The following is a 16,896-nucleotide window of genomic DNA, read 5'->3' on the forward strand; positions in this document are numbered from 1 at the left end:
CTTCCGGTCGGGTCGGGCGCCCCAACGCCGAGTGGATGTTGGGTCGCGCGGATGTGACACGTCGTGTAACACACGTGCGCTGGGGGCCTGTTTTGTGGTCGACTATGCCTACGCCCCTGGAGGTGGTCGAGTGCCAGACCGACAACCCAGCCCCCGCGGCGTCTCCGGCCAAGCCACGGCCGACGAGGCGCCAGAGGTGGTTCTGCGTGCCTACCCGGGGGGTTCCGCATCCGGCGGAGCCGTCCCGGCCGGGCCGGGGACCCGCCCAGGGGGAGTGACCCGCCCGCCCGGACAGCGTAGTAGAGGCCGGGATCCGGCCGCTCCGGCCTGGGGCCGGCGCCGGGTGCTCCTGCTCAACGCCACCTTCGAGCCGTTGACGGCGCTGCCGCTGCGGCGCGCGGTCGTGCTCGTGATGTGCGGCAAGGCCGAAGTGGTGCACGGTGACCCCGGTGGGAACGAACTGCACTCGGCGAAGGTGTCGCTGCCGGTGCCCTCGGTGATCCGCCTGAGCACGTACGTGCGAGTACCGTACCGCGCGCAGGTGCCCCTGACCCGCGCCGGGCTCATGCACCGCGACCGGTACCGCTGCGCCTACTGCGGGGGGCGGGCCGAGACGATCGACCACGTCGTCCCGCGCAGCCGGGGCGGGCCCCACGCCTGGACGAACTGCGTCGCCTGCTGCGCCAAGTGCAACCACCGCAAGGCGGACCGGCTGCTCTCGGAGATCGGCTGGCGGCTGCGCGTCGTCCCGCGCGCCCCGCACGGCCCGCACTGGCGGCTGCTCGCGCACTCCAAGGAGGCCGACCCGCTCTGGCGGCCTTATCTCGGCTCCGCCGCCTAGGGCTTGGCGGTCCGGGCGGCGGAGTTCGGAGTGGGTTCGGCGGCTTCCGGGTGGCAGTGGCCTGCGCGAGGTCCGCTCGCGGCTCGGCTTGTCATGCGTTCCGGACGTGGGCTTCTTGCCGGCGCGGCGTTCGGCGGGTGCTGAGTTCCGGCCCCGGACAAGCCGGCGCCCCGGCTGCCGTGCGGCGGCCGGGGCGAGCCGGGTGCTTGCGCGAGGTGCTCAGGTAGTGCGCGGCCCTGGAGGAACGGGTCAGGCGGCGAGCGTGTAGTCGCTCTGGCAGGTGACGCGGGTGCCCATGGTGACGCGCGTGCCGCGGGTGACCCGAGTGCCACGCGTGACGCGGGTGCCGCAGGTGACGCGCGTGCCGGCCGTCACACGCGTGCCCATCGTGACGCGAGTGCCACGCGTGACCCGGGTCCCTCGGGTGACTCGCGTGCCGGCCGTCACCCGGGTGCCCATGGTGACACGGGTTCCCGCTGTCACACGTGTACCGCGAGTGACGCGTGTACCCCGCGTAACCCTTGTGCCCGCCGTCACACGCGTTCCGGGGACGAATTCGATTTCGCTCAGTGACGAGAAGGTCTCGATGATCGCCTGTGCGGGCGTCTGGACGCTGTTCATGGCAAGGCCTCCTGGACCGGTGCGTTACCTGCTGGAGCTGAGAGCCGGGGCGCAAGGCCCGTACAGGTGAAAAAGCTACGAGGATTTCAAGGCCCGGACAAGACGACAGCGGCGGGTGCGGCCGCCTGTACGTTGAGTTGCAACCTTTCGGCCCGACGGTCTTCGCCCCAACGTTCCAGTGGCCACGAGCCAAGCGGCGGACGGCACCCGGCTTACGACGAACGGTCGAGTGCGCCGCGCGCGGTGGGGGCGGAGGTCATCCGATACGCTCAGCGCCGTGAACGTTGTCGAGACGATCGTGGTCTTCGCCGTGATCCCGCTGGCCATCTACGGCCTCGCCGGGCTGCTGACGCTCCGGCGCAGGTCCGGCGGTGCCTCGCGGCACCGGTCCGGCCAGGCCTGGGAGTACCCGGCCATGTGGTGGAGCGCCAACCCCGAAGGGGTCGGCGCGGGGCACCGGCACGCCGCCACCGAGAACAGCGCGCCCGAGGGCGCCCCGACCGCGGCGGGAGGCGCTCGTGGCAACTGGTGAACTGACGAAGCGCGTCGACGAGTCCGAGCTGGGCTACGGCCAGGCGCTGATGGCCACCGGGCGGGTGTCCGCGGCCAAGATGTACGAGCCCGAGGCGCCGTCCGGCCCGTTCAACACGCGCCAGCTGGCCCGCCTCGACGAGGCACTGACGTTCGCGAGCCGCGAGACCGGCCTGGACTTCAGCCTGTACCTCGGCGAGCTGGGGCCGGAAAGCCGGGCGGCGGCGGAGAAGCTGCACGCGACGACGGCGAACCCGTCGAACGCGGTGCTGATCGCGGTTTCCCCGGGCGAGCGCTTGATCGAGATCGTCACGGGCAAGGCGGCCCACCTGCGCCTGCCCGACCGCGGCGCCAAGCTGGCGGTGGCGAGCATGGTCGCGTCGTTCAAGGAGGGTGACCTGATCCGCGGACTGGTCAACGGCCTGGTGAACGCGCTGCGCATGCTGTCCGACCAAGCGGGCCCTGCGCCTCGCTGATCTTTGGGTAGGAAAGGGCCCCGCACCTCGGTGCGGGGCTCTTTTTTGTGTGGGTCTTGGTGGTTGTCCCCAGGTTGGTCTGGTTGTGGACAAGTGGGCGGCGGTGGGGCGGGTTCGGGTTCTTTTGTCTGCCGCTCTCGATACGCTGGAAGCGGGGGAGCCCCCAGGGAGGGCGGGCCTTGCCGGGGGTGTGGTTTGGCGGGGGAGCTGTGCCTGTGTGGGCTGTGCCTGTGTGGGCTCTGCCGGGTGCTTCCCGCCGACCCGAACGCCGGATTGTTCAACGGCCGACAGGCCGTGTCAAGGCGGGAAAGCGTGCCTTGACACGGCCTGTCGGCCGCTGAGGCGGCTGCGTATCGGTTCGGCAGGGGGGTGTGGTCGGAGGGCGGGCTGTGCCGGGGGCGGGCTGTGCCGGGGTGAGCGTGCCGGGGGCGGGCTGTGCAGGGGAGAGCGTGCCGAGGTCGGGCTGTGCCAGGGGCGGGCTGTGCCGGGCGCGGCCGTGCCGGCGGCGGGCCGTGCCGGGAGAGCTGCGCCGGGGCGGGCTGCGCCGGGGAGAGCCGTGCCGGGCGCGGACTGCGCCGAGGTCGGGCGGTGCCGGGGGCGGGCTGTGCCGAGGAGAGCTATGCCGGGCGCGGCCGTGCCGGGGCGAGCCGTGCCGGGGGCGGGCTGCGCCGAGATCGGGCTGTGCCAGGGGCGGGCTGTGCCGGGCGCGGCCGTGCCAGAGGCGAGCTGTGCCAGATGCGAGCCGTGCCGGGCGCGGCCGTGCCGACGGCGGGCCGTGCCGGAGCACGACCCGCCGCCGCGTCGTCAGGACTGAGCGTCGAAGTCCCGGGCCGCCAAGGCGCGGACGATGCCCGCCCGGCCCTCCGATACCAGCCGGCGCAGGGCCTGTGGGTGGTCGCCCGCCAGCCACTCGTCCGAGGCCGTCACCGTCTCCGGGGCCACCGCCCACGATGGGTACAGCCCGATCGCGATCGGCTGGGCCCGCTCGCTGGACCGCCGCTGCCACACCTCGTCGATGACCTCGAAGTACTTCGCCACGTACGAACCCAGCAGCGCCTTCTGGCCCGGGTGGGAGAAGCCCGAGATGAGCGAGTCGCTGACCGCGTTGGGCAGCTCGTCGTCGTACACCGCTCGCTGCCACGCGTCGGTCTTGGCCTCCGCCGTCGGGCGCAGGGCGCGGGCGCGCTCCGCCTGGCGGCGGCCCGTGGCCGTGTTGTCGCGGGCCAGCTCCGCGTCGATCTCCGGCGCGGCCGCCTTGCCGTGGGCCACCAGCGCGTGCAGCAGCCGCCAGCGCAGGTCCGTGTCCACCGTCAGGCCCGGAAGCGGCGCCGACTCGTCGAGCCAGCCCGCCAGCACCTCCAGCGTGGAAGCATCCAGCACCGAACCGGCCAGGGAGTTCACGAACGCCAGCTGGTGGTCCGAACCCGGCTCGGCGCCGCGGACCAGCTCCAGCAGCCGGGCGGTGAACGCCGGCCAGCCCGTCGAGGCCGCCCACTCCTGCTCGGCGTAGGAGTTCAGCGCGGTCTGGGCCTGCAGCAGCAGCCGCTGGACGACGCCGACCTCGCTCTCGGTGTGGATGCCGCGCTGCACCAGCGTGACGAAGTCGCGGGCCTTCAGCTCGGCCTCGCGGGTCATCTCCCACGCCGCCGACCAGCACAGCGTCCGCGGCAGCGGCTCGGTGATGTCGGCGACGCGGTCGATCAGCGTGGTCAGCGACGCCGGGTCGAGGCGCATCGTGCAGTAGGTCAGGTCGTCGTCGTTGACCAGGACCAGCTTGCCCGCGGGCAGGCCGACCAGGTCCGGCACCTCGGTGCGCTCGCCGTCGACGTCCAGCTCGACCCGCTGGGTCCGGACGATCTTCCCGGAAGCGTCCTCGTCGTACACGCCGACGGCGACGCGGTGCGTGCGCAGCTCACCGGCCCCCGGCTTCGCGCCGGACTGCACGACGGCGAACGACGTGAACTTGCCGTCCGCGCCGATTTCGTAGCGCGGGCTCAGCGAGTTCAGCCCGGTGGTCTCCAGCCACTGCGCGCTCCACCACGACAGGTCGCGGCCGGACGCCTCCTCCAGCGCGCCCAGCAGGTCGGCCAGCGTCGCGTTGCCCCAGGCGTGCTTGCCGAAGTACACCTTGAGGCCGTCGAGGAAGTGGTCCAGCCCGACGTAGGCGACGAGCTGCTTGAGCACGCTCGCGCCCTTGGCGTAGGTGATGCCGTCGAAGTTGACCTCGACCGCGTGCAGGTCGACGATGTCGGCCGCGATCGGGTGCGTCGAGGGCAGCTGGTCCTGGCGGTAGGCCCACGACTTCTCGATGTTCGCGAAGCTGGTCCACGCGTTCTTGTACTCGGTCGCCTCGGCCTGGGCCAGCACGCTGGCGAAGGTCGCGAACGACTCGTTCAGCCACAGGTCGTCCCACCAGCGCATGGTGACCAGGTCGCCGAACCACATGTGCGCCATCTCGTGCAGCAGCGTCTCGGCGCGCCGCTCGTAGGCGTAGCGGGTGACGCGGCTGCGGAAGACGTAGTCCTCCAGGAACGTCACCGCGCCGGCGTTCTCCATCGCGCCCGCGTTGAACTCCGGCACGAACAGCTGGTCGTACTTGGAGAACGGGTAGGGCGTGCCGAACTTCCGGTGGTAGAAGCCGAAGCCCTGCTTGGTCTCGGTGAACAGGCGGTCGGCGTCCATGTGCTCGGCCAGCGACGCGCGGCAGTAGATGCCGAGCGGGATGGTCTTGTGGTCGTCGGTGTACTCGTCGTGCCACTCGGCGTACGGGCCGGCGACCAGCGCGACGAGGTAGGTCGAGATCCGCTCGGACTCCTTGAACACCGTGCGGACGGCGCCTTCCGGTGTCTCTTCGGCCGACTCGACGATCGCGTTGGAGACGACCTTCCAGTCCTTCGGCGCGACGACCGTGAGCCGGTAGACCGACTTCAGGTCGGGCTGGTCGAAGCAGGCGAACATCCGCTTCGCGTCCGCCGTCTCGAACTGCGTGTACAGGTAGACGCCGTCGTCGACCGGGTCGACGAACCGGTGCACGCCTTCGCCGGTGTTCATGTACCGGCAGTCGGCGGTCACCGTGAGCTCGTTGGACTCGGCCAGCCCGGCCAGCGCGATGCCCTTGTCCTCGACGTAGGCGCTGACGTCGACGTCCGCGCCGTTCAAGGTGGCCGAGTGCACGCGGTCGGCGACGATGTCGACCCACGTCGATTCGCCGGCCCGGGCGCTGGAGAACCGGACGGTCGTCGTCGACGCGAAGGTCTTCTCCCCGGGTCCGCCGTGGCCGTCGGTCAGATCGAGCTCGATGTCGTAACCGGTGACGTCGAGCAGATCCGCGCGCAGCTTGGCTTGGTCGCGGGTCAGGTTGGGGGCGGGCACAGGCACCTCTGGTCGTTGGTATCGGTTTTCAACTCCCCGCATCCAATCATGGGGACGGGGTGGCGGGCGATAAGGGAACAACCCCGCGGCCCCGGGTGTTGGCCCGCTGTGTGGGGGTCCGCCCACATCGAGACGGAACTCAGGAGTACCCAGATGACCGCTGCCGAGCAGCCCACGAAGGTCGATTTCTACTTCGACCCGATCTGCCCGTTCGCGTGGATCACCTCCCGCTGGATCCTGGAGGTGGAGAAGCACCGCAACCTGGACCTGCACTTCCGGATCATGAGCCTGTCGGTGCTGAACGAGGGCCGGGACGAGCTGCCCGAGCAGTACAAGGAGCTGCTGGCGAAGGGCTGGGGCCCGGTGCGCGTGGCCGTGGCGTTGTCGCAGCTCAAGGGCGAAGACGTGCTGCGGGAGTACTACACCGAGTTCGGCACCCGCTACCACAACCAGGGCGTCAAGGACTACGACGTGGTCATCAAGGAGGCGCTGGTCGCGATCGGCGCGCCGGCCGAGCTGGCCGACGCGGCCCACTCGACCGAGTACGACGAGGCGCTGAAGAAGAGCCACCACGAGGGCATGGACCCGGTCGGCATGGACGTCGGCACCCCGACGATCCACATCGACGGCGTGGCGTTCTTCGGCCCGGTGCTGACCTCGATCCCGCGCGGCGAAGACGCGCTGAAGGTGTTCGACGGCGCGGTGGCGCTGTCGAGCTACCCGGACTTCTTCGAGCTGAAGCGCACCCGTTCGGGCGAGCTCAACTTCGACTGACGCCTCCGGAGGTCGCAGCTTTCACGTGAAAGCTCCGCACTTTCACGTGAAAGTGCGGGTCAAGGTCAAGGGGTGGCGAGGGCGGCCAGGGTGACGTCGCTGGGGTAGCGGGAGGCGGCCACGGCGGCCACCTCGGTCGTCTCGCCGCGGCCCACCCCCGCCTTGAGCGTGATCAGCTCGTGCAGGCCGTCGCGGTGGTAGCGGACGAACTCCGCGTCGACCGGGTCGCCGTGGCCGGGCACGACGACGCGGGGGTCCAGCGCGAGGATTGCGTCGAACGCGTCCGGCCAGGCCGTCAGGTCGGTCTCGTCGCTGAACGAGAACTCGCTGAACCCGGCCTCGGCGTGCTCGACGACGTCACCGCCGAAGACGACCGCCGCGTCCGGGACGTGCACCACCACGTCGTGGTCGGTGTGCGCTCGGCCGGGGTGGAGCAGGACCGTCGTGCGGCCGCCCAGGTCCAGCTCGACGCGGTCGGTGAAGGTGTGGTCCGGCGCCGCGACGGTCGTGCGCGAAATCGCGTCGGCGATCTCCGGCTTGCCCTCCTTGCGGTAGTGGGCCACCCACGTGGCCTTGGCGGCCTCGGTGTCCCCGCGCAGCTCGGCCGCGCAGCGCTCGTGCGCCCAGATCTCGCAGGGCAGGAACGCCTCGGCGCCCCAGGCGTGGTCGAAGTGCGCGTGCGTGTAGACGACGGCCCACGGCAACGGCGTGAGCTCGCGGACCGCCGCGGCCAGCTCGGCACCCTGCTCGAGGTCGCCGCGCGTGTCGACGACCAGGCACCGTTCGGCGCCGACGACCAGCCCGACGGTCAGGTCCAGTTCCGCGTAGCGGCGGGCGTGGACGCCGTCGGCGACCTCGATCCAGCGGCCGGTCATGCCAGTACTCCTTCGATCAGGACGGGAGCGGTCTCGCTCACGTCGATTTGCCCGGCCAGCGCAACGTCGCCGCCGTGGCCGGCTTCGATCAGTTCGCGCCCGGACACGCAGCTTGCCAGGGCCGTGACGTCGGCGGACCGTGCGGCGAGCGCGGCTTCGGCCGACAGCGAAAGCCCGTGTCCCGCCAGTGCGGCGCCGATCGCCCCGGCGCCCACCTGGTCCTCGAGGCACGGCCGCAGCGGGCCGGATGTTTCGTCGTGGCCGAAAACGTTCACGCCCCAGCGTTCCCCGGCCGCGATCAGCCCGATCGGGCCGCCCAGCTCAGCGGCCTTCGCGGCAACGGCGGAGGCGTTGCGCAGGCAACCCGCGAGCACGTGCGCGCCGGTCGCCGCGGCGGTGTCGCAGAGGGTCGCGCCGTTGGGCGAGGGGAGCGCGAGCAGGGTCCCCGGCGGGATTTCCGTCACAGAAGACGGCCGCAGGGTGAATTCCCCTTCGCCCGCGACGACCGCCCCGGCCGCCCTGGCCCGCGCCACGCCGCGTTCGTCGCGCCACCGGACCGGCAGGACGCGCCCGCCGCGGGCGACCACGAGATCCGTGGTGGTGCCGAAGGAAAGCACGTCGACCACCACCAGCACGGCGCATTCCCGGCCGAGGGCGGCGACGCCTTCGGCGCCCCAGTCCAGCCGTACGTCGCTGCCCGTTTGCTCCCAGATCCCCACCCCCGGAGCATGCCCGAAACCGGCCGTGGTGGCAGACTCCCAGGCGTGCGTGTCTACTTGGGATCCGACCATGCCGGCTTCGAGCTGAAGAACCACCTGGTGGCTCACCTGGAGAAACAAGGCCACGACGTCACCGACATCGGTCCGCAGGTCTACGACGCGGCCGACGACTACCCGGCGTTCTGCGTCGAGACGGCGCTGCGCGTGGTGGCCGACGAGGGCAGCCGCGGCATCGTCGTCGGCGGCTCCGGCAACGGTGAGCAGATCGCCGCCAACAAGGTGCCCGGCGCCCGCGCCGGGCTGGCCTGGAGCGTCGAGACGGCGAAGCTGTGCCGGGAGCACAACCACGCCCAGCTGATCGGCGTCGGCGCCCGGATGCACACCGCCGAGGAGGCCGTCGAGATCGTCGAGGCGTTCCTGGCGACGGAGGTCTCGCCGGAGGAGCGGCACGCCCGCCGCGTGCAGCAGCTGCTCGACTACGAGCGCACCGGGACCCCGCCGGCGTTGCCGGAGGCCTGATGCCCGAGGGGCACACGCTCCACCGGCTCGCGCGGCTGCACAAACGCCGGTTCGCCGGCGCCCCGGTCGCGGTGAGCAGCCCGCAGGGCCGGTTCGCCGCCGAAGCGTCCCGTTTGGACGGTCAGGTGTTCGCCGGTGCCGAAGCGCACGGCAAGCACCTGTTCCACGACTACGGGCCGCACGGCATCGTGCACATCCACCTCGGGCTCTACGGCACCTTCGGCGAGTCGCCGCTGCCCGCGCCCGAGCCGGTGGGGCAGGTCCGGCTGCGGCTGGCCGGCCGGACACATTGGACGGACCTGCGCGGGCCCACGCGCTGCGAGCTCCTGGACGTCCGGCAGGCGGACGCGATCAAGGCCCGGCTCGGTCCCGATCCGCTGCGCCGCGACGCGAAACCGGAACTGGCCTGGACCCGCATTTCGCGGTCCAAGACGTCGATCGCGACGCTGCTGATGGACCAGGCGGTCCTGGCGGGCGTCGGCAACGTCTACCGCGCCGAGGTGCTGTTCCGCCACGGCGTCGCGCCGCTGACGCCGGGGCGGGCGCTGGATCGCGCGCTGTGGGAAGACCTGTGGGCCGACCTGGTGACCCTGATGCGCGACGGCGTCCGCGTCGGCCGCATCGACACGGTCCGCCCGGAGCACCTGCCGGAGGCGATGGGCCGCGCGGCTCGGGTGGACCGCCACGGCGGCGAGGTCTACGTCTACCGCCGCACCGGCGAGCCGTGCCTGGTGTGCGGAACGCCGGTGGCGCACTCGGAACTGGTGGGGCGCAACCTGTACTGGTGCCCGAAGTGCCAGCCGGCCTGAAAACGCCGTGAGCGGCCCGTTCGGTTGAACGAGCCGCTCACGGGTGTCAGGCGTCAGAAGTCGAAGCCGCCGCCGTCGAAGCCTCCGCCGTCGAACCCGCCTCCGTCGAAGCCGCCGCCGCCGTCGCCGCCCATGTCGCCGCCGGCGTCACCGCCGCCGTCGCCGCCCGCGTCGCCGGACTCGAGCGCGTCCTGCTGGCCCGCGTCGTAGCCGGACTCCCAGGCCGAGGCGCTCGCGATGCCGCCCATGCCGGAGAACATCGCGCTGAACAGGAACATCGACCCGAGTCCCCAGGCGCCGGCGACGAGCGCGGGCTTCCACCACGGCTCGCTGTACCAGCCCTGCGGCACCGGACGGCCCGCGACGCGGCCACCCGGGTAGTAGTACGGCGTGTCCTGGCCCGCGTCGGGGGAGGCGGCGTAGTGCTGGCCCTCGACGTCGACCTCGCGGCGCTCGGTGACCTTGCCGGCGCGCTCGCGCTCGGCCTCCTCGGGCAGCTGCGGGCCGGGGTCCATGCCCATCGCGACGCGCGCGGCGCGGACGTAGTAGAGGCCCTCGATGGCGGTCTCCTTGACCAGCCGGGCCTGTTCGATCGTGCGGGCCTGCTCCATCTGCGAGCCGGCCGCGTTGTAGCGCTCGGCGGCGTCGGCCATCGCCTGCTGCGACGCGGTGTCCGTGCCGTTGATGTTGAGGACCTGGCCGCCGAGCCGTTCGAGCAGGCGCCGGGCGTCGGCCTTGGCGTCGTCGAGCTCCCGCTGCCGGGCCGCGGCGCGCTGCCGCGAGAAATAGAGGCCGCCACCGACGATCACGACGACGAGCACGATCAGGAAGATCGCGGTGCCCATGGACCACTCCCAGAAGATTCGGGGCTCGGTGACCGGTGGTCACCTTTGATTCGGACAACGCGGACGCTACGCGGGAGGTTCCCGCCGAGTGATCGGGCCCACCGCGAGACCTGGCCGAAGAAATTAGAACACGTTATAGTTCGTCTCCATGAAGTTCACCCTGTCGATCGCGATGAACCCCCTCGATCAGCTGGGCGAGCTCGCCCGGGCCGCCGAAGAGGCCGGCTTCGCCTCCATTGCCCTGCCCGACTCGCTCTTCTACGCCGAAACGGTGGACACGGACTACCCGTACACCCCCGACGGCAGCCGGTTCTGGACCGCGGAGACGCCCTGGGTGGACCCGCTCGTCGCGACCGCGTCGATGGGCGCGGTCACCAGCCGGATCCGCTTCTACACCTCCGTGCTCAAGCTCGGCTCGCGCAACCCCGTGCTGCTGGCCCGCCAGGTCGGCTCGGCGGCCGTGCTCACCGGCGGGCGGTTCGGCCTCGGGCTCGGCGTCGGCTGGCTGCCGCAGGAGTTCGAGTACTGCGGTGTGCCGTTCGAGCGGCGCGGCAAGCGCGTCGACGAAGCCATCGACGTGCTGCGGCTCATCCTCGACGGCGGCATGGTCGAGTACCACGGCGAGTTCTACGACTTCGACAAGCTGCAGATGAGCCCGGCGCCGCCGAGCCGGGTGCCGTTCTACATCGGCGGCCACACCGAGGTCGCGCTGAAGCGCGCCGCGCGGGTGGCCGACGGCTGGTCGTCGGCGATGATGAAGCTCGAGGAGCTGCGCGGCACCATCGCCCGGCTCAAGGAGCTGCTGGCCGAGCGCGGCCGCGCCGATGACCCGTTCGAGTACCAGGCGGTCTGCATCGACGCCTTCGGCCTGGACGGCTACCGCGCGCAGGCCGAAGCGGGCGTCACCGACGTCATCACCATGCCGTGGGTGTTCGACGGCGTCGGGTTCGACGCGCCGGTCGGGCCGAAGCTCGAAGCGATCCACAAGTTCGGGGCCGAGATCATCGCCAAGTTCGAGGAGTGACTCCCATGGGCGTGCAGGTCAGCTGGGACACCGGGCAGGAGCAGCCGCCCGCGCGGCGCGCGGCGTTCGCGTCGATGACCGCGGTGACGGCGGGGGACAAGGAGGCCTGGCTCGCGCTGTTCGCCCCGGACGCCGTCGTCGAGGACCCGGTCGGGCCCTCGATGTTCGACGCCGAGGGCAAGGGCCACCACGGCCGTGACGGCATCGGCGCGTTCTGGGACATGACGATCGCCAACGTCGAGCGCTTCGAGTTCACCATCCGCGACTCCCACGCCGGCGGCGACGAGGTGGCCAACGTCGGGACGATCACGACGTTCCTGCCGGGCGGCTACCGCGTCGACACCGACGGGGTGTTCGTCTACCGCGTCGGCGACGACGGGCTGATCAAGTCGGTGCGGGCGTTCTGGGAGACCGAGCGCGCGATGGCGACCGCGCGCCAGGTGGAGGGCTAGCTCCCCGCCCCGCGAAGGCCACCCCGCACCCGGGGTGGCCTTCTTCGTGTCCGGAAGACGGTGCGGTGATCGACACATACCGCAACCGGGACGTTGCGGAAAGAGCGCATTCTGGCGATTGTTTGCTCAGCCGTGCTACTTTTTGCTCGTGCAAGCAAAAACGTTCACCGAGAACGCCCGGCGGGCGCAGATCGTCCGCGCGGCGATCGAGACCATCGGTGAACTGGGGTACGCGAAGGCTTCGTTCGGGCAGATCGCGAAACGTGCCGGGCTGAGCAGCACCGGCATGATCTCCTACCACTTCGACGGCAAGGCCGACCTGATCGCCGAAGTCGTCCGGGACGTGCTGGCCACGAGCCTCGCCTACATGCGGGAGCGGATCGACGCGGTGCGGGGACCGGCGGCGGAGCTGCGGGCCTACATCGAGTCGAACCTGGCGTTCATCGCCGAGCACCCGGTCGAACTCGCCGCGCTGCTCGATTGCCTGCGGCACGGCGGTGGCGGCGCCACCACCGCGGGCAGCGACGACTGGTACCACGGCGCCGTCGACATCCTGGAATCCTGCCTGCGCGAGGGGCAGCGCACCGGCGACTTCGGCCGGTTCGACCCGCGCGTCATGGCGATCACCGTCCGCCAGGCGATCGACGGCATCCACACCGAACTGATCCGGCGTCCCGGCACCGACGTCGACGCCTATGCGGCCGAGCTTGTCGCCATCGTCGAACGGGCCACCGCGCACGACTGAACTGGGGAAACCATGGCCACCACGAACACCTCCGCCCGCGTGCTGCGGCCGGTGATCGTCCTGCTCTACCTGAACCTGCTGATCAGCGTCGCGTTCGCGGTGCTCACGTTCCTGAACAAGGAGGGCATCCTCGACTACCAGGTGCTGCACTGGGAGTCGACGGGCCAGGCCAACCCGGCCGACCGGGCGGAGACGCGCTCCTCCCTGGAGAGCGTGCTGTGGATCCGCCCGGTGTCCGTGCTGGTGATCGCGATCGTCTACGTCCGGCTGGCGGGACGGCTCAAGCTCGGCCGCCGCAGCACCTACGTCCGGCTGATGGTGATCACCGTCCTGGGGCTGGCCGGGCTGGTGTACCTCGTCGTCGCCGCCGAATTCCCGGACTGGATGCGGGCCGGCCAGGCCGGGCAGGCGCTGGTGCTGCTCGTGCTGTTCGTGCTGCTGTGCACCAAGAGCGTGCGCGGGTACTTCTCGAAGCAGGGCCGGGTCCGCGAGAAGGTGTGACCCCCGGTCCCGATTCTCGTTCACATTGTGTTCGCCGGGACTTATTTTGGAAGAATCCGGAATACGGGTGACCTCGGAGTAAACGTTACGCAACGGCAAACTGCCTGCGCTCCGCTCACTCGAATGCCCGAACGCGCCCGCGGCGGCTTCCACGGTGAGTGGAAAACCGCCTGCGGGCGTCGCGGGGACCCCTCTTTGGTCGTGCTTTGGCGAACGGGACCAATCGGACATCGGGGTCCGGGTGAACCCCCGTCGTGGCTCGTTGCGGCACGTAGGGGCAGGTGGTAGCTTCTGATCGTTATCTCCTTGCGGCGAACCGGGCGATCAGGGCAGTAATCGCCCAAGCGGGAACCGTGAGGATCTGGGGTCTGGGGAAAGGTTGTCCGATGCACGTTTACCGCGGTCCGTCATAAGGGACGCCGAATAACACTTCACCGCCGGCTCGTGCGCGAGCTGCCGGAACTTTGTCATCACCAGGTGACCGTTGGGGAGCGGCGGGCCCGGTCGATCGACCGTTAAGCATTGCGTGCGGCGGCGATTTGTCCGCCGCGCACGCTGCTGTGCTGGTGATCCACGGAAAAAAGCCGAGTTGGGCCCGTCTGGGGTGGCCGCAACGCGGGCGTGGATCAGACGAATCCAACACGCAACGAATTTCTGGGGGAAGTTCCCGCCATGCTCATCGAACGTGATTTCGAAACGGCGACACTGAGTCAGATGCTCGCCGACACCCACTCCGGCGCCGGCGGTGTCGGCCTGGTCCTCGGCCCGGTCGCCAGCGGCAAGACCGCGCTGCTGGAAGCCTTCGGCAGGCAGGCCGCGGGCACCGGCGCGGTCGTGCTGTCCGCGTCCGGCGCCCGGTCGGAAACCGCCGTCGGGCTCGGCGTCGTCTCGCAGCTGGTCCACACGCCGGGCGTCCGCGCGGACATCGCGGAGCAGGTTTCGGCGTACGTGGAGGACGCCGAGGCCGACGCGACGCTGCTGGACAGCCGGTTCCTGCACCGCCTCTCCGGCGCCGTGATCGGCTGGTCGGCCGAGAGCCCGCTGGTGATCTGCGTCGACGACGCCCACCACGCCGACCCCGCGTCGCTGCAGTTCCTGCAGCACATGGCCCGGCGCATCCGGCCGGCCCGGGTGCTCGTCCTGCTCGCCGAACGGGCGGACCCGGGCGAACGGCGCCCGGTGCGCCACGTCGACCTCATGCGGCGGCCGCACTGCCGCCAGCTGCGGCTGGCGCCGTTGTCCCGCAACGGCGTCGGCGTCCTGCTGGCCGGCAAGCTCGACGAGGGCACGGCCCGCGCGCTGGCCGCGGAGTGCTTCGCGGTCAGCGGCGGCAACCCGCTGCTGGCCACCGCGCTGGTGCACGACACCCGGATCGCCGGCACGGGCGAGGTCGTCGCCGGGGCCGCCTACCGGCACGCGGTGCTCAGCTGCCTGCACTCCAGCGAGCCGCGGGCGCTCGAGCTCGCCCGGGCGCTCGCCGTCCTCGGCGACGACGAGCAGTCGCAGATCTCGCTGGCCGGCGGCATGGTCTCCTTCGCGCCGGCCACCACCGAGCCGGTGCGCCGGGCGCTGGAATCCGCCGGCGTCCTCGACGGGCACCGGTTCCGGCACGCCGAGGCCCGCGTCGCGGTGCTCGACGAGCTCGACCCCGGCGTCCGGTCGGCCCTGCACGGCCAGGCCGCCCGGCTGCTGTTCGACCAGGGCGCCCGCCCGACCGCCATCGCCGCCCACGTGGTGGCGGGGAACGTCGACGAACCGTGGACCGAGCACCTGCTGTCCGAGGCCTCGGAGGCGGCGCTGCTCGAGGACGACGTCGAACTGGCCCGCGCCTGCATCGCGATGGCCGGCCGCTGCTGCACCGACGACCGCGACCGGGCGATCGCCAAGGCGTCCCTGGCGGACATCGAATGGCGGACCACCCCGGCGAAGGCGATGCGCCGGCTGCCGGAGCTGGTGCACGCGACCCGCGCCGGTCACCTGCCCGGCATCCGGGTCGTCGGCATCTTCGAGTTCCTGCTCTGGTTCGGCCGGGTCGACGAAGCCGTCGAGATCGCGAACGCGTTCGGCGACCTCGTCGACGGCCGCGACCGCCGCACCCGCGGCGAGCTGCTGACGTTGGCGTCGTGGCTGACCAGCTCGGTGCCGGGGATGCGGCACCTGGTCGAGCCGATGCTCGCCACGATCACCGGCGACACGACGGCACCGCAGCTCGGGCTCGCGGTGAACTCGCAGCTGAAGGCGATCGACGCGCTGACCAGCGCGGTCCGCGAAGGCCCGTCCGAGGCCGCCGTGCTCGACGCCGAGCAGGTGCTGGAAGGCACCCGGATGACCGACATCACGCTGCGGCACCTGGTGTTCGCGGCGACGGTGCTGATCTACGCCGAACGCCTCGACAAGGCCGCCACCTGGGCCGAGCACCTGGTGGCGCAGGCCGCCGGCCGTCCGGCCCCGACCTGGCAGGCGTCGCTGGCGGAACTGCGCGCGGAAGTCGCCTTGCGGCAGGGCGACCTGCCGCTCGCGGCCCGCAACGCGGAGATCGCGCTGACGAAGATGACGCCGGAGGCGTGGGGCATCGGGGTCGGGGCACCGCTGGCGACCCTGCTGGCGGCGCTGACCGAGATGGGCCGCTTCGACGAAGCGGCGGAGCTGCTCAACCAGCCGGTGCCCGACGCGCTCGGCGAGACCCGGTTCGGCCTGCACTACCTGCACGCGCGTGGCCACTACTACCTCGCGACGGGCCGGCTGCCGACGGCGCTGAACGACTTCCTCGCCTGCGGGGAGCAGATGGCGCGCTGGGACCTGGACCAGCCGTCGCTGGTGCCGTGGCGCTCCAGCGCGGCGGAGGTCCACCTGAAGCTGGGTGACCGCGAGAAGGCCCGGGTGCTGGCCGAGGAGCAGGCCGCGAAGCTCGGCCCGGACTGCGGCGACCGCACCCGCGGCATCACGCTGCGGACGCTGGCGCTCGTGGCCGACCCGGCCCGGCGGCCGAAGCTGATGCAGGAAGCGGTGGACGTGCTCGAGAAGTCCGGCGCCAAGCTGGAGCTGGCCCGGACGCTGGCCGAGCTGAGCCGGGCATGCCAGGCGGGCGGGGACGCCGCCACGGCTCGCACGGCGAGCCGCGACGCCCGGGTGCTGGCCAAGGAGTGCGGGGCGGAGCTGCTGCGGAAGACGCTGCTCGACGGCGGGGACGACGACGTCGTGGTCTCCCTCCGCGGTGCGGTGGCCCCCGCCGACGTCAAGCTGCTGACCGACGCCGAACAACGCGTCGGCTGGCTGGCCGCGCGCGGGCACACCAACCGGGAGATCGCCAGCCAGCTCTACATCACCGTCAGCACGGTGGAGCAGCACCTGACGCGGGTGTACCGCAAGCTGAGCGTCAGCCGGCGGCGCGACCTGGCGGCGGAACCGCAGCTGCGGGTACCGGAGCAGCAGGAGCGCCTGCCGGGGATGGCCCGGCAGGTCGCGGTCAACCACCGGGCGCCGGCGCCCCCGGTGCGCCGTCCACTGAGGCCGGTGCCGCCGGTTCGCTGACCGGGCTGGGGAAAAGGAGCCGGGATCCCGCGCGGGGTCCCGGCTCCTTCCGTTGCCGGGGCCCCTAGGCGCGCCCCTAGGTTTCCCCGCGGGGCCACTGACTTGGCGCCGGATTCATTGACAAAGAACCGGCGCCCCGCAAGCGTGGACCTTGTTGCCGGGCACCGGATTCGGCGCCCACAGCGCGATTTCGCGGCGGCAGGGTTGACCGGAGCTGCTCGCAAGGCGGCCGGACGACGCCACGGCGGGAGCTGCATTCGT

General features: G+C 71.6%; 16 protein-coding genes. 11 read left to right on the top strand and 5 right to left on the bottom strand.

The features are described 5' to 3' along the window. The first annotated feature begins 343 nt into the window (after positions 1 to 343). On the top strand, positions 344 to 841 hold the full coding sequence (locus tag Q5425_RS23890; RefSeq protein ID WP_308674519.1) for an HNH endonuclease: 498 nt from the start codon (positions 344 to 346) through the stop codon (positions 839 to 841). 249 nt (positions 842 to 1,090) lie between these two features. Here the strand turns inward: Q5425_RS23890 and Q5425_RS23895 are convergent, their stop codons facing one another. Continuing rightward, entirely contained in the window at positions 1,091 to 1,462 is a 372-nt protein-coding gene (locus tag Q5425_RS23895; protein WP_308674520.1) for a hypothetical protein, read from the bottom strand. Between the two features lie 277 nt (positions 1,463 to 1,739). Here Q5425_RS23895 and Q5425_RS23900 point away from each other — a divergent pair, with 277 nt between their 5' ends. Both Q5425_RS23900 and Q5425_RS23905 read left to right on the top strand, forming a co-directional pair. Continuing rightward, positions 1,740 to 1,994, top strand: a complete 255-nt coding sequence (locus Q5425_RS23900) for a hypothetical protein (RefSeq protein WP_308674521.1) — start codon at positions 1,740 to 1,742, stop codon at positions 1,992 to 1,994. Further along, positions 1,981 to 2,469 (top strand): DUF5130 family protein, encoded by a 489-nt coding sequence (locus tag Q5425_RS23905; RefSeq protein ID WP_308674522.1) that lies wholly within the window; start codon positions 1,981 to 1,983, stop codon positions 2,467 to 2,469. The genes Q5425_RS23900 and Q5425_RS23905 overlap by 14 nt, the downstream gene beginning before the upstream one ends. 804 nt (positions 2,470 to 3,273) lie before the next feature. On the opposite strand, the gene pepN is transcribed toward Q5425_RS23905, so the two are convergent. Continuing rightward, positions 3,274 to 5,841 (bottom strand): aminopeptidase N, encoded by a 2,568-nt coding sequence (gene pepN / locus Q5425_RS23910; protein ID WP_308674736.1) that lies wholly within the window; start codon positions 5,839 to 5,841, stop codon positions 3,274 to 3,276. Between the two features lie 153 nt (positions 5,842 to 5,994). On the opposite strand from pepN, the gene Q5425_RS23915 reads away from it, so the two are divergent. Continuing rightward, positions 5,995 to 6,615: a DsbA family protein gene (locus Q5425_RS23915; protein ID WP_308674523.1), complete on the top strand. Its 621-nt coding sequence runs from the start codon at positions 5,995 to 5,997 to the stop codon at positions 6,613 to 6,615. 65 nt (positions 6,616 to 6,680) lie between these two features. Here the strand turns inward: Q5425_RS23915 and Q5425_RS23920 are convergent, their stop codons facing one another. Then, entirely contained in the window at positions 6,681 to 7,490 is an 810-nt protein-coding gene (locus tag Q5425_RS23920; RefSeq protein WP_308674524.1) for an MBL fold metallo-hydrolase, read from the bottom strand. Then, positions 7,487 to 8,209 carry a 2-phosphosulfolactate phosphatase gene (locus tag Q5425_RS23925; RefSeq protein ID WP_308674525.1) on the bottom strand — a complete coding sequence of 241 codons (723 nt, stop codon included), beginning with the start codon at positions 8,207 to 8,209 and terminating at the stop codon, positions 7,487 to 7,489. The genes Q5425_RS23920 and Q5425_RS23925 overlap by 4 nt, the downstream gene beginning before the upstream one ends. A 45-nt stretch (positions 8,210 to 8,254) precedes the next feature. Here Q5425_RS23925 and Q5425_RS23930 point away from each other — a divergent pair, with 45 nt between their 5' ends. Next, a complete protein-coding gene (locus tag Q5425_RS23930) occupies positions 8,255 to 8,728 on the top strand; it encodes a ribose-5-phosphate isomerase (RefSeq protein WP_308674526.1) in 474 nt (157 codons plus the stop codon). After that, positions 8,728 to 9,537, top strand: coding sequence for a DNA-formamidopyrimidine glycosylase family protein (locus Q5425_RS23935; protein ID WP_308674527.1), 810 nt, complete (start codon positions 8,728 to 8,730; stop codon positions 9,535 to 9,537). The genes Q5425_RS23930 and Q5425_RS23935 overlap by 1 nt, the downstream gene beginning before the upstream one ends. Before the next feature lie 53 nt (positions 9,538 to 9,590). Here Q5425_RS23935 and Q5425_RS23940 read toward each other — a convergent pair whose 3' ends face one another. Continuing rightward, entirely contained in the window at positions 9,591 to 10,382 is a 792-nt protein-coding gene (locus tag Q5425_RS23940) for a hypothetical protein (RefSeq protein ID WP_308674528.1), read from the bottom strand. A 148-nt stretch (positions 10,383 to 10,530) separates the two neighbouring features. On the opposite strand from Q5425_RS23940, the gene Q5425_RS23945 reads away from it, so the two are divergent. The 5 genes from Q5425_RS23945 (at position 10,531) to Q5425_RS23965 (ending at position 16,635) form a co-directional block, all read left to right on the top strand. After that, positions 10,531 to 11,406, top strand: a complete 876-nt coding sequence (locus Q5425_RS23945; RefSeq protein WP_308674529.1) for a TIGR03619 family F420-dependent LLM class oxidoreductase — start codon at positions 10,531 to 10,533, stop codon at positions 11,404 to 11,406. A gap of 5 nt (positions 11,407 to 11,411) precedes the next feature. After that, positions 11,412 to 11,858: a nuclear transport factor 2 family protein gene (locus Q5425_RS23950; protein WP_308674530.1), complete on the top strand. Its 447-nt coding sequence runs from the start codon at positions 11,412 to 11,414 to the stop codon at positions 11,856 to 11,858. A gap of 148 nt (positions 11,859 to 12,006) precedes the next feature. Beyond that, the gene (locus Q5425_RS23955; protein WP_308674531.1) at positions 12,007 to 12,603 is read left to right on the top strand and encodes a TetR/AcrR family transcriptional regulator; all 597 of its coding nucleotides are present in this window, start codon (positions 12,007 to 12,009) and stop codon (positions 12,601 to 12,603) included. Positions 12,604 to 12,615: 12 nt separating this feature from the next. Then, entirely contained in the window at positions 12,616 to 13,104 is a 489-nt protein-coding gene (locus Q5425_RS23960; RefSeq protein ID WP_308674532.1) for a hypothetical protein, read from the top strand. A gap of 672 nt (positions 13,105 to 13,776) precedes the next feature. Next, positions 13,777 to 16,635 carry an AAA family ATPase gene (locus Q5425_RS23965; protein ID WP_308674533.1) on the top strand — a complete coding sequence of 953 codons (2,859 nt, stop codon included), beginning with the start codon at positions 13,777 to 13,779 and terminating at the stop codon, positions 16,633 to 16,635. Positions 16,636 to 16,896: the final 261 nt, after the last annotated feature.

Origin of the sequence: Amycolatopsis sp. A133 (assembly GCF_031082405.1) — a bacterium.
In the GTDB taxonomy this organism is placed as follows: Bacteria; Actinomycetota; Actinomycetes; order Mycobacteriales; family Pseudonocardiaceae; genus Amycolatopsis.

Coding starts and splice junctions, on each gene's coding strand:
- Q5425_RS23895 (WP_308674520.1), bottom strand. CDS start 1,462: ATGAACAGCGTCCAGACGCCCGCACAGGCGATCATCGAGACCTTCTCG.
- Q5425_RS23915 (WP_308674523.1), top strand. CDS start 5,995: ATGACCGCTGCCGAGCAGCCCACGAAGGTCGATTTCTACTTCGACCCG.
- Q5425_RS23920 (WP_308674524.1), bottom strand. CDS start 7,490: ATGACCGGCCGCTGGATCGAGGTCGCCGACGGCGTCCACGCCCGCCGC.
- Q5425_RS23935 (WP_308674527.1), top strand. CDS start 8,728: ATGCCCGAGGGGCACACGCTCCACCGGCTCGCGCGGCTGCACAAACGC.
- Q5425_RS23940 (WP_308674528.1), bottom strand. CDS start 10,382: ATGGGCACCGCGATCTTCCTGATCGTGCTCGTCGTCGTGATCGTCGGT.
- Q5425_RS23945 (WP_308674529.1), top strand. CDS start 10,531: ATGAAGTTCACCCTGTCGATCGCGATGAACCCCCTCGATCAGCTGGGC.
- Q5425_RS23950 (WP_308674530.1), top strand. CDS start 11,412: ATGGGCGTGCAGGTCAGCTGGGACACCGGGCAGGAGCAGCCGCCCGCG.
- Q5425_RS23960 (WP_308674532.1), top strand. CDS start 12,616: ATGGCCACCACGAACACCTCCGCCCGCGTGCTGCGGCCGGTGATCGTC.
- Q5425_RS23965 (WP_308674533.1), top strand. CDS start 13,777: ATGCTCATCGAACGTGATTTCGAAACGGCGACACTGAGTCAGATGCTC.